General features: G+C 40.2%; 14 protein-coding genes, 2 tRNA genes and 2 pseudogenes. All 18 read left to right on the forward strand.

The annotated features are described in order from the left end of the window. Positions 1–46 precede the first annotated feature (46 nt). Positions 47–1,326: pseudogene (tig, locus tag AB4X21_RS02340) on the forward strand (trigger factor). 226 nt (positions 1,327–1,552) lie between these two features. Beyond that, positions 1,553–2,137 carry a DNA-directed RNA polymerase subunit delta gene (gene rpoE, locus AB4X21_RS02345; RefSeq protein WP_320910926.1) on the forward strand — a complete coding sequence of 195 codons (585 nt, stop codon included), beginning with the start codon at positions 1,553–1,555 and terminating at the stop codon, positions 2,135–2,137. 260 nt (positions 2,138–2,397) lie between these two features. Then, entirely contained in the window at positions 2,398–3,093 is a 696-nt protein-coding gene (locus AB4X21_RS02350; RefSeq protein WP_369088130.1) for a B3/4 domain-containing protein, read from the forward strand. Between the two features lie 173 nt (positions 3,094–3,266). After that, positions 3,267–4,880 carry a CTP synthase gene (locus tag AB4X21_RS02355; RefSeq protein WP_369088131.1) on the forward strand — a complete coding sequence of 538 codons (1,614 nt, stop codon included), beginning with the start codon at positions 3,267–3,269 and terminating at the stop codon, positions 4,878–4,880. A gap of 265 nt (positions 4,881–5,145) precedes the next feature. Beyond that, a tRNA-Leu gene (locus AB4X21_RS02360) sits at positions 5,146–5,231 on the forward strand. 80 nt (positions 5,232–5,311) lie between these two features. Further along, a complete protein-coding gene (locus AB4X21_RS02365; RefSeq protein WP_155127027.1) occupies positions 5,312–5,764 on the forward strand; it encodes a hypothetical protein in 453 nt (150 codons plus the stop codon). Between the two features lie 189 nt (positions 5,765–5,953). Then, positions 5,954–6,835, forward strand: a complete 882-nt coding sequence (locus tag AB4X21_RS02370; RefSeq protein ID WP_003004573.1) for a class II fructose-bisphosphate aldolase — start codon at positions 5,954–5,956, stop codon at positions 6,833–6,835. A gap of 85 nt (positions 6,836–6,920) precedes the next feature. Continuing rightward, positions 6,921–7,859 carry an alpha/beta fold hydrolase gene (locus tag AB4X21_RS02375; protein ID WP_369088359.1) on the forward strand — a complete coding sequence of 313 codons (939 nt, stop codon included), beginning with the start codon at positions 6,921–6,923 and terminating at the stop codon, positions 7,857–7,859. 51 nt (positions 7,860–7,910) lie between these two features. Next, positions 7,911–8,465 (forward strand): histidine phosphatase family protein, encoded by a 555-nt coding sequence (locus AB4X21_RS02380; protein ID WP_024055415.1) that lies wholly within the window; start codon positions 7,911–7,913, stop codon positions 8,463–8,465. A 66-nt stretch (positions 8,466–8,531) separates the two neighbouring features. Beyond that, positions 8,532–8,879 carry a hypothetical protein gene (locus tag AB4X21_RS02385; RefSeq protein ID WP_024055414.1) on the forward strand — a complete coding sequence of 116 codons (348 nt, stop codon included), beginning with the start codon at positions 8,532–8,534 and terminating at the stop codon, positions 8,877–8,879. A gap of 37 nt (positions 8,880–8,916) precedes the next feature. After that, positions 8,917–9,315: a hypothetical protein gene (locus AB4X21_RS02390; RefSeq protein ID WP_021154464.1), complete on the forward strand. Its 399-nt coding sequence runs from the start codon at positions 8,917–8,919 to the stop codon at positions 9,313–9,315. A 53-nt stretch (positions 9,316–9,368) separates the two neighbouring features. Next, positions 9,369–9,776: a hypothetical protein gene (locus AB4X21_RS02395; RefSeq protein ID WP_014712923.1), complete on the forward strand. Its 408-nt coding sequence runs from the start codon at positions 9,369–9,371 to the stop codon at positions 9,774–9,776. A 380-nt stretch (positions 9,777–10,156) separates the two neighbouring features. Beyond that, a complete protein-coding gene (locus AB4X21_RS02400; protein ID WP_155127030.1) occupies positions 10,157–11,149 on the forward strand; it encodes an ATP-binding cassette domain-containing protein in 993 nt (330 codons plus the stop codon). A 1-nt stretch (position 11,150) separates the two neighbouring features. Then, positions 11,151–11,969 carry an ABC-2 family transporter protein gene (locus AB4X21_RS02405; RefSeq protein WP_070587478.1) on the forward strand — a complete coding sequence of 273 codons (819 nt, stop codon included), beginning with the start codon at positions 11,151–11,153 and terminating at the stop codon, positions 11,967–11,969. A 1-nt stretch (position 11,970) separates the two neighbouring features. Continuing rightward, positions 11,971–12,756, forward strand: a complete 786-nt coding sequence (locus AB4X21_RS02410; protein WP_003017328.1) for an ABC transporter permease — start codon at positions 11,971–11,973, stop codon at positions 12,754–12,756. A gap of 38 nt (positions 12,757–12,794) precedes the next feature. Continuing rightward, a pseudogene (locus AB4X21_RS02415) lies at positions 12,795–13,256 on the forward strand (GNAT family N-acetyltransferase). Between the two features lie 46 nt (positions 13,257–13,302). Then, positions 13,303–13,375: transfer RNA gene (locus tag AB4X21_RS02420), tRNA-Thr, on the forward strand. 197 nt (positions 13,376–13,572) lie between these two features. Then, a complete protein-coding gene (locus AB4X21_RS02425) occupies positions 13,573–13,884 on the forward strand; it encodes a hypothetical protein (RefSeq protein WP_155127034.1) in 312 nt (103 codons plus the stop codon). Positions 13,885–13,902 lie beyond the last annotated feature (18 nt).

A 13,902-nucleotide genomic window follows, 5' to 3' on the forward strand; every position in this document is an offset into this window, starting at 1 on the left:
TGGTAAAATTATAAGGAATGACTATATTATTTTAAGGAGAGACAGAATGTCTGTATCATTTGAAAACAAAGAAACTAACCACGGTGTATTGACTTTCACAATCAGCCAAGAGCAAATCAAACCTGCTTTGGACCGTGTGTTTGAGTCAGTTAAGAAAACTTTGAACGTACCTGGATTCCGTAAAGGTCATATTCCACGTCCAATCTTCAACCAACGTTTTGGTGAAGAAGCTCTTTACCAAGATGCTTTGAACGATCTTCTTCCAGCAGCGTATGAAGCAGCTGTTAAAGAAGCTGGAATCGAAGTTGTAGCACAACCAACTTTCGATGTTGTATCTATGGAAAAAGGTCAAGACTGGACATTGACAGCAGCTGTTGTAACAAAACCTGAAGTAAAATTGGGTGCTTACAAAGACCTTGAAGTATCAGTAGAAGTTTCTAAAGAAGTAACAGACGCTGATGTGGATGCTCGTATCGAACGCGAACGCAACAACTTGGCTGAATTGGTTGTTAAAGAAGGTCTGAAGAGAAGGTGACACAGTTGTGATCGACTTCGTAGGTTCTATCGACGGTGTTGAATTCGACGGTGGTAAAGGTGACAACTTCTCACTTGGACTTGGTTCAGGTCAATTCATCCCAGGTTTCGAAGACCAATTGGTTGGACACTCTGCTGGTGAAACAGTTGACGTGATCGTAACATTCCCAGAAGACTACCAAGACTGACCTTGCAGGTAAAGAAGCGAAATTCGTGACAACGATCCACGAAGTAAAAGCAAAAGAAGTACCAGCTCTTGACGATGAATTGGCAAAAGACATCGACGAAGAAGTTGAAACTCTTGCTGAATTGAAAGAAAAATACCGCAAAGAATTGGCAGCAGCTAAAGAAGAAGCATACAACGATGCAGTAGAAGCAGCAGCAATCGATCTTGCCGTTGAAAACGCTGAAATCGTTGACCTTCCAGAAGAAATGATCCACGAAGAAGTACACCGTTCAATCAACGAGTTCCTTGGAAACATGCAACGTCAAGGTATCTCACCTGAAATGTACTTCCAAATCACTGGAACAACTCAAGAAGATCTTCACAAACAATACGAAGCAGAAGCTGAAAGCCGTACGAAGACAAACCTTGTGGTTGAAGCAGTAGCGAAAGCAGAAGGCTTCGAAGCAACTGAAGAAGAAATCAACGCTGAAATCGAACAATTGGCAGCAGATTACAACATGCCAGTTGAACAAGTTCGCAACCTTCTTTCACCAGAAATGTTGAAACATGACATCACAGTGAAGAAAGCAGTGAACGTAATCACAAGCACAGCAAAAGTAAAATAATTGAGATAAAAAAGAAGAGCCGTGAGGCTCTTCTTTTTTTTGATTTCATGGAGAATCCTGGAATTTTCCTTTGACGAAAGGGGAAATTTATCGTACAATAGAGTGTAACGATAAAATGCGTGATAGATTTAGTGACGAGAAGTTTTCAATCTATCATTGAGGATAGGATGAGGTTGAAGACCGGATCCTTCTCCATTTAGGAAATGAAACATAAGGAGATTTACCCTTGGAATTAGAAGTATTTGCTGGACAAGAAAAAAGTGAACTTTCTATGATTGAAGTGGCGCGTGCGATTTTGGAATTACGCGGACGTGACCATGAAATGTACTTTAGCGATCTTGTAAATGAAATTCAAAATTACCTTGAAAAATCAAACAGCGAGATCCGTGAAGCTCTTCCATTGTTCTACACAGAATTGAATGTAGATGGAAGCTTTATCCCACTTGGAGATAACAAATGGGGTCTTCGTTCATGGTATGCCATCGATGAAGTTGACGAAGAAATCATCGCTATTGAAGAAACAGACGAAGATGAAACTCCTAAGAAACGGAAGAAAAAACGTGTCAATGCCTTCATGGATGGAGACGAAGATGCGATCGACTACAACGACGATGATCCAGAAGATGAAGAAGTTTACGAAGCAGATCCAGCTCTTTCATACGATGAAGAAAATCCAGATGATGAAAAGAGTGAAGTCGAAGCTTACGATGCTGAAATCAATGAAATCGTACCAGATGATTTGGGTGAGGAAGTTGAATTAAGCGAAGAAGACGACGAAGAAGAGGATTCTGAAGACGAGGAAGAAGAATAAATCATAAGAAGAGGCTGGGACAAAAGTCCTAGCCTCTCAATTGTTTTTGGATTGTCGAGCAAGACGCAGTGGTTGAGTGGGCTCTACTACGCTGATTTCATCAGCTTTTACAGCCCTACTCAACTGTGCGGAGGTGGGACGACGAAATCGAATTCTAACGAATTACCGATTTCTGTCCCACTCTCTTTTTATTTGCATTGAAAAAAGTGGCGAAATGGCGTATGATAAACGTGTAAGGTTTCCCAATAGGAGGTGTTCAGATGGACTTTCGTTTAGATCAAAGTTTAGTAGCTCTTGGTATTGATACGGTTGTGGTCGGAATTGCTAGAAATGTGGACCCTCAAGCAGTTTTGCCCCCTTCTTTTCTTGAAAAGAAGAAAGCGCTTGAACAATGGGCGCTCCAGTGTCAGACAGAAGAAGTAGTGGCATCTCCTGTCATCAAAGGGTATACAGACCTCTTGCAAAAAGTAGGGCGTAGCATCAAGAAAAATCCACCAACAGTCCTAGCTCTTATCCGAAACATCCAGCATCGAGGAGCTCTTCCTCAGATCAATAGCATCATCGATATCTATAATGTCGAATCGCTGAAGTCTTTTCTCGCGATCGGAGGACATGACCTAGATAAGATTGAGGGACCGATTGAATTTACAGTGAGTCAAAGAGACGATCTCTTTCTCCCTATCCTTTCTAGTGAAAAACATGTCGCACCGACAGATCCTGTCTACCGGGATCAAAAAGGAGTTCTGGCTTGGTTGGATGTACGCGATAGTGACCATTACAAATTTGAGAAGACTACGCAAAACGCCCTCTTTGTCATCCAAGGAAATACCGAGACGTCAGTCGAGATGCGTTTAGAAGCGCTAGAACGAATCCACAAGGACCTTGCTTCTTGCATGCCTCGGCTTCAATTTGAGAAATTTCTCGTTACACAAAATGGAGTGGAAAAGGTTGTGTAAACAGCGAACATCATTTTCATGAAATTTTCAATTTGACAAAGTAGACCATTTGCGGTAAGATATTGTTCGGGCACCTCATTTTGAGGTCGGAGCTCCCTAAGGATTAGGGAGCTATTTTTGTTTTTTCTGCAAAGAGGAATGGCCTCTACAACATTAGAAGAAGAGGAAAGCACATGTCAACAAAATATATTTTTGTCACGGGTGGTGTCGTATCATCCATCGGGAAAGGGATTGTCGCAGCAAGTCTTGGTCGCTTGCTCAAAAATCGTGGATTGAAAGTGACGATCCAAAAATTTGACCCTTATATCAATATCGACCCAGGGACGATGAGTCCTTACCAACACGGGGAAGTATTTGTCACAGACGATGGCGCAGAGACAGACTTGGACCTTGGTCACTATGAACGCTTCATTGATATCAATCTGAATAAGTACTCAAATGTGACAACAGGGAAAATTTATAGCGAAGTCCTTCGAAAGGAACGTCGTGGAGAATACTTGGGCGCGACTGTACAGGTGATTCCTCATATTACAAATGCCTTGAAAGAAAAGATCAAACGAGCAGCGACGACGACGGATTCAGATGTCATCATCACAGAAGTCGGAGGAACAGTTGGAGACATTGAATCCCTTCCATTCCTTGAAGCTCTTCGTCAAATGAAGGCAGATGTTGGTGCTGAAAACGTTATGTACATCCACACCACTCTTCTACCTTACTTGAAGGCTGCGGGAGAAATGAAAACCAAGCCGACCCAACACTCTGTGAAAGAATTGCGTGGTCTTGGAATTCAACCAAATATGTTGGTCATCCGTACAGAAAAACCAGCTGGTCAAGGAATTAAGAACAAGTTGGCTCAATTCTGTGATGTGGCACCAGAAGCTGTCATCGAATCACTTGATGTGGAACATTTGTACCAAATCCCATTGAACTTGCAAGCACAAAATATGGACCAAATCGTTTGTGACCATTTGAAATTGGATGTTCCTGCAGCAGATATGACAGAATGGTCTGCGATGGTCGACAAGGTCATGAACCTCAAGAAGCAGGTCAAGATTTCCTTAGTTGGAAAATATGTAGAATTGCAAGATGCCTACATTTCTGTCGTTGAGGCCTTGAAGCACTCAGGTTATGCCAACGATGCAGAAGTCAAGATTAATTGGGTCAATGCCAATGATGTGACAGCTGAAAATGTGGCAGAACTCCTTGGAGATGCGGATGGAATCATCGTCCCAGGTGGTTTTGGTCAACGGGGAACAGAAGGAAAAATTCAAGCCATCAAGTATGCGCGTGAACAAGACGTACCAATGTTGGGTGTCTGCTTGGGTATGCAGTTAACCTGTATCGAATTTGCCCGTCACGTTTTAGGATTGGAAGGGGCCAATTCATCCGAATTGGATCCAGAAACCAAGTATCCGATTATCGATATCATGCGGGACCAAATCGATGTGGAAGACATGGGAGGAACGCTCCGCCTCGGTCTTTACCCATCTAAACTCAAACGAGGATCAAAAGCAGCCGCTGCCTATGACAATCAAGAAGTGGTACAACGTCGCCACCGTCACCGTTATGAGTTTAACAATGCTTTTCGTGAACAATTCGAAGAAGCAGGATTTGTCTTCTCAGGCGTTTCACCAGACAACCGTTTGGTCGAAATCGTTGAAATCCCAGAAAACAAATTCTTTGTCGCTTGCCAATACCACCCAGAATTGTCAAGCCGTCCAAACCGCCCAGAAGGACTTTACACAGCCTTTATCACAGCGGCAGTTGAAAACCACGATAGCAAATAAAAATCAAGGCTGGGCAATAAGTGTCCAGCCTTTGGACTATAATAGTAATAACTACATGACGCAGTGGTTGATTGGCATCTTTGTTCGCTTTTCAAGCTCCAAAGATGACCTAATCAACTGTGCGGGGGTGGGAAGACGAACTCTTTTTAATTAGTCGGAGTTCTTTCCCACTCCCTTTTGTGAAAAAATGACAAACTCTGAAAAAAGTTTGAAAAAAATCTTGACAAAAAAGTCGTTGATTGATATACTAGTAAAGTACTCAATCGCGGGGATGGCGGAATTGGCAGACGCGCAGGACTAAGGATCCTGTGACCGCTTTAGGTCGTGAGGGTTCAAGTCCCTCTCTCCGCATCGGATCAAGATAGCTTCGGCTATCTTTTTTTGTTTTCAAATTTCTTTGTGGTAGAATAGGTGTGAGATGAGGTGAGAACATGAAGAAGAAGTATCTGGTTTTGGCCGATGGCCTCTTTGCACTATTGGGAAGTGCCATTAATTTTTTCGGTCCTATCCTGATTTTAGCTATGGCGATAGGCGCATACAAGGATACTTTTAGATATTTTATCGCCTTAAACATATGGAATGTTTTCATTTTTTTAGTGACGATTGCTTCTAAGTATCTGCTCAGAGATGAAAAAAGGCTGAAAAGATGGATTCCCAATCTCTTTCTGATAGCAGGCTTTATTCTCTTTCTTGCCTCAATCCTTGCTGTGTGTGAGAATATTCCCTTTCTTGAGGGATTGGTGAACGGACTTCTTGGGAAAATGTTTACTGACAGTCAGTTATTTGCTGCTTATTTCTATTCTCAATGGGTTGCAGCGGTATCCTTTGTGATTTGCGGGATTGCTTTTCTCCTTTCGTTAAAAAATTTTAAAGAGAAAGATTGAAAGGGGCTTAAGCTCCTTTTTTGCTTTTTGAATAGGATGGAAGTCTTAGGAGATAGGAGATTCCGTCCTATTTATCGGAAGAAATCGCTTAAAGCTACAGGAAAAGCTAGCAATTTCATCTAAAAAGTGATAAAATAAACAATGTAAGTGGGATTAACCCCACAAAAATTTATAGGAGGCCTATAACAAATGGCAATCGTTTCAGCAGAAAAATTTGTCCAAGCAGCTCGTGACAATGGTTATGCAGTTGGTGGATTTAACACAAACAACCTTGAGTGGACTCAAGCTATCTTGCGTGCAGCAGAAGCTAAGAAAGCTCCAGTACTTATCCAAACTTCTATGGGTGCTGCTAAATACATGGGTGGTTACAAAGTATGTAAAGCCCTTATTGAAAACCTTGTAGAATCAATGGGTATTACTGTACCAGTTGCTATTCACCTTGACCATGGTCACTACGACGATGCTCTTGAATGTATCGAAGCTGGTTACACTTCAATCATGTTTGACGGTTCACACCTTCCAGTTGAAGAAAACCTTAAATTGGCGAAAGATGTCGTTGAAAAAGCTCATGCTAAAGGTATCTCAGTAGAAGCTGAAGTTGGTACTATCGGTGGTGAAGAAGACGGTATCATCGGTGACGGTGAATTGGCACCAATCGAAGACGCTAAAGCAATGGTTGCTACAGGAATCGACTTCTTGGCTGCAGGTATCGGTAACATCCACGGTCCTTACCCAGCAAACTGGAAAGGTCTTCACCTTGACCACTTGCAAAAATTGACTGAAGCTGTTCCAGGATTCCCAATCGTATTGCACGGTGGATCAGGTATCCCTGATGATCAAATCCAAGCAGCTATCAAACTTGGTGTTGCAAAAGTTAACGTTAACACTGAATGCCAAATCGCATTTGCAAATGCTACTCGTCAATTCGTACGTGAATACGATGCAAACGAAGCAGAATACGACAAGAAGAAACTCTTCGACCCACGTAAATTCTTGAAACCAGGTTTCGAAGCAATTACTGCAGCTGTTGAAGAACGTATCGACGTATTCGGTTCAGAAGGCAAAGCTTAATTAAAAACAGGAAAGCAAGGTCCCATGTGGATCTTGTTTTTTTTGTTTGGGAAAGGTTGCTTCCAGGGGTTAATTTTTGTACAATATGCCTATGAAAAAATTCAAACTGTGGAGCTGGATCGTTTGTGGCTTTCTCCTGCTCTTTTTAGGTGCTACATTTGTTTTTCATCAATTCAGTTTACGAAATGAAAGTAAGCTTCTCGCACCCATTGGTAAACAAGTGACAGTCAATGGACATCGAATGAATGTTTCTATTAAAGGAGAAGGGCCTCAAACAATCGTTTTTCTTTCCGGTGCAGGTATCGCCTCTCCGATTTTAGACTTTAAGAATCTATCAGATTCCCTATCTAAAAAATACAAAGTTGTTGTCGTGGAGCGAGCAGGATATGGTTTTAGCGAAGATAGTGATCGTTCAAGAGATGTGATGGAGGTCCTTTCTGAAACCCGTCAAGCTTTGGCGCAAGCTCATGTTTCAGGTCCTTATGTGATTATTTCGCATTCTATGGCTAGTTTAGAGAGTCTTGCTTGGCAAGAGAAATATCCGAATGAAGTAAAGGCTTTGATTGGCCTGGATTGGGCCTTGCCAGCGAGTTATGAAGATTTAAAAGAACACCCAACTCTCATAACCTTAGCCTATTGGACGAGTAAGATTGGCCTGATCCGTTATTTCCCAGAGTCCTTTTATATAAAAAATCCAACTCTGACTGAAACTGAACGACAACAATATAAATTACTAGCATATAAGCAGTTGATGTCACAAGCCATGCTTCATGAATCCCGTTTGGCAAAGGAAAATGCCAAGAAAGTTCCATCTAGCATTAATCCGAAAATTCCAGCCTTACTCCTGGTTTCTAACGGTGAAGGCACGACCTTTAGCCAATCAGAGTGGCAACGTTATGCAGAGAGATTTGCAAGCGACCAGTCTAATGTTCAAGTCGACTATATGGATGCGCCTCACGACCTCTATCATTATCAAAGCGATGCTATTGTTTCTCGTATTAAAGAATTTTTAGAGAATAATTGAGGGCTTAAAAATCCATTGAGACTGATGATAATAATTGAAAGGTAATGACTTATGAATAATTCTTATATTTTACTTAGACATGCTCATTCAAGATTTTCAAGTGATGATTTTAATAGAACTTTGTCAGAAAAAGGATTTTCATCTCTTAATCAGTTAGATTTTTTGAATTCTTTTAATATTGATTATTATTTTTCTAGTCCTTATAAACGAGCATTTGAAACGATTAATAGCTCGCCAATTCAATTTGATAAAATAGTTCTTGATAATCGGTTACGAGAGCGAAAATTATCCTCAAGATTTATTGAAGATACTGAGTTTGAAAAAACAATTCAATATTTATGGCAAAATCCAGATAAATCTCTTATTGGAGGAGAGTCCAATCGAGAAGCATTAAATAGAATTTTAGATTTATTTGAGGACTTGGAAGAAAGGTACTCAGATAAAACCATTTTACTGAGTTCTCATGGAAATTTGCTAGGAATCTTAATCAATCATTTTGATTCAAGTTTTGATTATAAAAAATGGGGACAGATGACTTTTCCAGATTGCTTTCTAGTTGACAAAGATAAGAGTGTGAAAAGAATTATGAAAGTTACATCTAGGTAATCATTTAGTTCAATCTATGTGATTTTATTTTCTGTTATTACAAATAGAATTGAAGGAAAAATAGCCATGATATTCGATCAGTCCTTGCAAGCCTACCTACATGAAGTAGATGATGTTCTTGTAGCTTGGGAAGAAAAACCAAGTGGAAACTTTGAGATGGAAGCTCAGTTGCTTGCAGCCAATTACCATAAAAATCTTTACCGTATTCTTGCATTTATACTGCCTCATTTACAAGAATTTTATGGGTATTTCACAGATGAAGAAGCTACTGAAAAATTGGGTAAACCCATCATCGAGCCAGAAAGACAAACCGTTACTTTCTGCGATCAAACTTTTGATGATATTCATATCTTTTCTTTTGACTATCAGGGGCAGGCATTTGAGAGTCTGGAGAATTTTGCCATTGATGGTTAAGGTCTGTTTTCAGTTTTAAAAAGAAGGAGAGAGACTGATGAGTACTGCTGATTTTGTCTTTATTGAGAGTAAAGACCCCATATTCCTAGATTTACAAGCCTTTTGTACTGCTTTGAGAGAAAAATTTCCAGGTATTTTGATCAGAGAAAGGACGAATCCTGAAAAAGCTTACTCGCTTTCTTGGGATTATCAAAGTCCTCAGCTTACTTTGGAAAGTTCACTGAGTAGCAAGAAAAATGTTTTTGTGATTGATTACTTTGATTCAACGAACAGGTTACAAGATTATGCCTCCTATATCATCTGGCTTCGGAAATGGTTTCCACCTGAAGAGAAAGTTTCCTTTTGTGATGAAGGTTATGAGTATGTGTTTGAACTTCCTAGTGATTTATCCCAAAAGGAGTTGGAAAACTACTTACGAACAAGGTTTGATGAGTGAAGAAGAAGTTCAAAAACGAATAATGATATGGAAAAGTTGAAAAGGAGAATCAGATGCTTACTAAAGATGATATGTTAGTTGCTTTGCATGATGCAATTACTGAAGACCAAGAATTTGAGTTGGCAGACGAGATTGTAGATGCCATGGAGGCTTACCCTCAACCCTTTGATTTGGTTGACCCCGTCTTAGACTTTATTTCCAAGCATCCAGAAGTAGATTTTGGAGCTCCAGGTGAGTTGGTTCACTTTGTGGAGCGATTTTATCATCAAGGCTATGAGGAATTATTGATGGAGTCAGTTCTAAAAAGTCCAACTGTGCATAACATCTGGATGCTTCATCGATGCTATAATGACAATGATCCAAATCTAGTCCGGCAGATTCAGACTTTGGTTGGAGAACTGAAGAAGGATAAGACTCTTGATTCACAAGTAAGAAGCATGATTGAAGACTTAACTTGGTAGAGGGAGGTGATGCAGCATCACCTTTTTATCTTTTCTTAGGGATAAAAATTTTCGATATAAATTAACACTTGTTTTCCGTAGACATTTGCACTATAAAAGGGTGTTATTAGGGCTTTCTTTCCTTATGTTGAAAAAGAAGGCAGTTTTTTTGGTATTTTAAGGAAACGATGAAACCAGAATTTTTGCTTAAAAGTATTATTTTAAGAGAAAAATTTCTCATTTCATAATCAATAAGCAAACGCTTGCATTCCTTTTTTTATTGGATTATAATAGGTTGGTATAAAGCCTTCTGTAATAATATTGAGAAGGTGTAGAAAGTAAGGATTTAGAATTTTTGTAATCAAAAATACAATGTTGCTTCTTACGATAGGGAGATAGATATGGCAATGATAGAAGTGGAACATCTTCAGAAAAATTTTGTAAAGACAGTTAAGGAGCCGGGATTAAAGGGAGCTTTGCGCTCCTTTATTCATCCTGAAAAGCAGACCTTTGAAGCGGTCAAGGATTTAACTTTTGAAGTTCCAAAAGGGCAGATTTTAGGATTTATCGGGGCAAATGGTGCTGGGAAGTCAACCACCATCAAAATGCTGACAGGGATTTTAAAACCGACATCTGGTTTTTGTCGGATTAACGGCAAGATTCCGCAGGACAATCGCCAAGATTATGTCAAGGATATTGGAGTCGTTTTCGGACAACGCACCCAGCTATGGTGGGATTTGGCACTGCAAGAGACCTACACGGTCTTGAAGGAGATTTACGATGTGCCAGACTCGCTTTTCCATAAGCGCATGGACTTTTTGAATGAAGTTTTGGATTTGAAGGAATTTATCAAGGATCCTGTGCGGACTCTTTCACTTGGGCAACGGATGCGGGCGGATATTGCGGCTTCCTTGCTTCACAATCCCAAAGTTCTCTTTTTAGATGAACCGACTATTGGTTTGGATGTGTCGGTCAAGGACAACATTCGCCGTGCTATCACCCAGATCAATCAGGAGGAAGAGACAACTATTCTCTTGACTACTCATGATTTGAGTGATATTGAGCAACTCTGTGATCGGATTTTTATGATTGATAAGGGGCAAGAGATTTTTGATGGAACGGTTAGCCAGCTCAAGGAGACCTTTGGCAAGATGAAGACTCTTTCCTTTGAACTGGTGCCAGGTCAAAGTCATCTCCTTTCTCACTATGAAGGCCTGCCTGATATGTCCATTGATAGACAAGGAAATACTCTCAATATTGAATTCGATAGTTCCCGCTACCAGTCGGCCGATATTATCAAGCAAACCTTATCTGATTTTGAAGTCCGTGATTTGAAGATGGTAGATACAGATATTGAAGATATTATCCGTCGCTTCTATCGAAAGGAGCTCTAAGATGGTCAAATTGTGGAGACGTTATAAACCCTTTATCAATGCAGGAATTCAGGAGTTGATTTCCTATCGAGTCAACTTTATTCTCTATCGGATTGGTGATGTCATGGGGGCTTTTGTGGCCTTTTATCTCTGGAAGGCAGTCTTTGACTCCTCCCAGGAGCCTTTGATTCAGGGCTTCAGTATGGCAGATATCACTTTCTACATCATCATGAGTTTTGTGACCAATCTTTTGACCAGGTCTGATAGCTCCTTTATGATTGGAGATGAGGTTAAGGATGGATCCATTATCATGCGTTTGCTGAGACCAGTACATTTTGCGGCCTCTTACCTTTTCACCGAACTTGGCTCCAAGTGGTTGATTTTTATCTCTGTTGGACTGCCATTTTTAAGTGTCATTGTTTTGATGAAAATCTTATCTGGGCAAGATATTGTAGAAGTGCTGGGATTAACTGTCCTTTATCTCTTTAGCTTAACTCTGGCTTATCTGATTAATTTTTTCTTTAATATCTGCTTTGGATTTTCAGCATTTGTCTTTAAAAATCTTTGGGGTTCCAATCTACTCAAGACTTCCATAGTGGCCTTTATGTCTGGAAGTTTGATTCCCTTGGCTTTCTTTCCAAAGGTCATTTCAGATATTCTGTCCTTCTTACCTTTCTCATCCTTAATTTACACTCCGGTCATGATTATTGTTGGGAAATACGATGCTAGTCAGATTCTTCAAGCACTTTTGCTTCAGCTTTTCTGGCTTATAGTGATGGTGGGCTTGTCTCAGTTGATTTGGAAACGAGTCCAGTCATTTATCACCATTCAGGGAGGTTAGTATGAAAAAATATCAACGCATGCATCTGATTTTTATCAGACAGTACATCAAGCAAATCATGGAATACAAGGTAGATTTTGTGGTTGGTGTGTTGGGAGTCTTTCTGACTCAAGGCCTGAACCTCTTGTTTCTCAATGTCATCTTTCAACACATTCCCTCCCTAGAAGGTTGGACTTTTCAAGAAATTGCCTTTATCTATGGATTTTCCTTAATTCCAAAGGGACTAGATCATCTCTTTTTTGACAATCTCTGGGCTTTAGGTCAACGACTAGTTCGAAAAGGGGAGTTTGACAAGTATCTGACTCGTCCTATCAATCCTCTCTTTCACATCCTCGTTGAGACCTTTCAGATTGATGCCTTGGGTGAACTTTTGGTCGGTGGAATTTTACTAGCGACAACGGCGACTAGCATTGCTTGGACTCTTCCAAAATTCCTGATTTTTCTAGTTTGTATTCCTTTTGCGACCTTGATTTATACTTCCTTGAAAATTGCTACAGCCAGCATCGCTTTTTGGACCAAGCAGTCAGGTGCCATGATTTACATTTTCTATATGTTTAATGATTTTGCCAAGTATCCTATTTCTATTTACAATTCGCTCCTTCGTTGGTTAATTAGCTTTATTGTACCTTTCGCCTTTACGGCCTACTATCCTGCCAGCTATTTCTTGCAGGACAAGGATGGACTCTTTAATATTGGTGGTTTGATTCTGATTTCCCTTGTTTTCTTTGTTATTTCCCTCAAACTTTGGGACAGGGGATTGGATGCCTACGAAAGTGCTGGTTCGTAAGAGGTAAAGTAAGACTAAAATCAAGAAAGGAACTTATGATGTTTGTAATTAAAGAAGTCAAGGGTGAAGATCAAAAAATGGCAGTTGTCGCTGAGATTTTAAGGGATTTGCCAGAATGGTTTGGAATACCAGAAAGCACGCAAGCCTACATTGAAGGAGCTAAGGATTTACGAGTTTGAGCTGCTTATCAAGAAAGTGATGTAGTAGGGTTTATAAGTTTATCATATTCGAGTGAAGATTGTGCTGAAATTGACTGTCTAGGCGTGAAAAAATCATTCCAAGGTCAAGGAATTGGAAGGGAATTAGTTACGACTATAGAAAGAGAAGCAGTCAAACAAGTGGCCTACCTACAGGTCAAAACAGTCGCAGAAGGTTCAAATAAAGATTATGACCGAACAAATGTCTTTTATCGCAGTCTTGGTTTTAAAAAATTAGAGATTTTTCCGCAACTATGGGATCCACAGAATCCATGTCAGATTCTGATTAAAAAGATCAACTAAAAGTGCTTGACATCCGCTATCAGAGTGCTATACTAAGAAGGTAATCGCCGATTTAGCTCAGTTGGTAGAGCAACGCACTCGTAACGCGTAGGTCACAGGTTCGATCCCTGCAATCGGCATAGGAAGAAACGACTTTGAAGGAGCGAGACGACGAATGATGTTCATCACATATTCGTTCGGTCTCGTTTCTTTTTTTGACCGCATAGGCACCATTTTTGACCGCTTAGTCAAAAGTCCTTGTCTCCGTAGGAGCTCTCTGCTATCATAGAATCATCAAAGGAAGAAATACTTCCGAATAATCAAAATGAGGTATATGATGAAAAAATTACTTGGACTTGCATTGATTCTTGCTGCTCTTGCAGTTGTGGTAATGGGAATGGTTGGCTTTCCAAAGATCGATGTGAATATCTGGCCTTTGTTCCCTGTTCTCTTATTTGCTTTCTTTACACTTGAAAATCTCTTGAAAAAAGATTACAAGGCAAGTGTTATCTGCGCCTTGATCGCCTTTATGATCGCAAATGCGATTTACGATGTCCTGCCGGTTTCAAATGGTCTGGTCATCACAGCAGGTGTGCTCGCTTGCCTGGGTCTTAGTTTTCTTTTACCGGACAAGGAAAGCAATAAATAAAGAAAGGCTGGTCACTTG

The sequence above is a fragment of the Streptococcus sp. CP1998 genome, assembly GCF_041026655.1.
GTDB lineage: Bacteria > Bacillota > Bacilli > Lactobacillales > Streptococcaceae > Streptococcus > Streptococcus dentalis.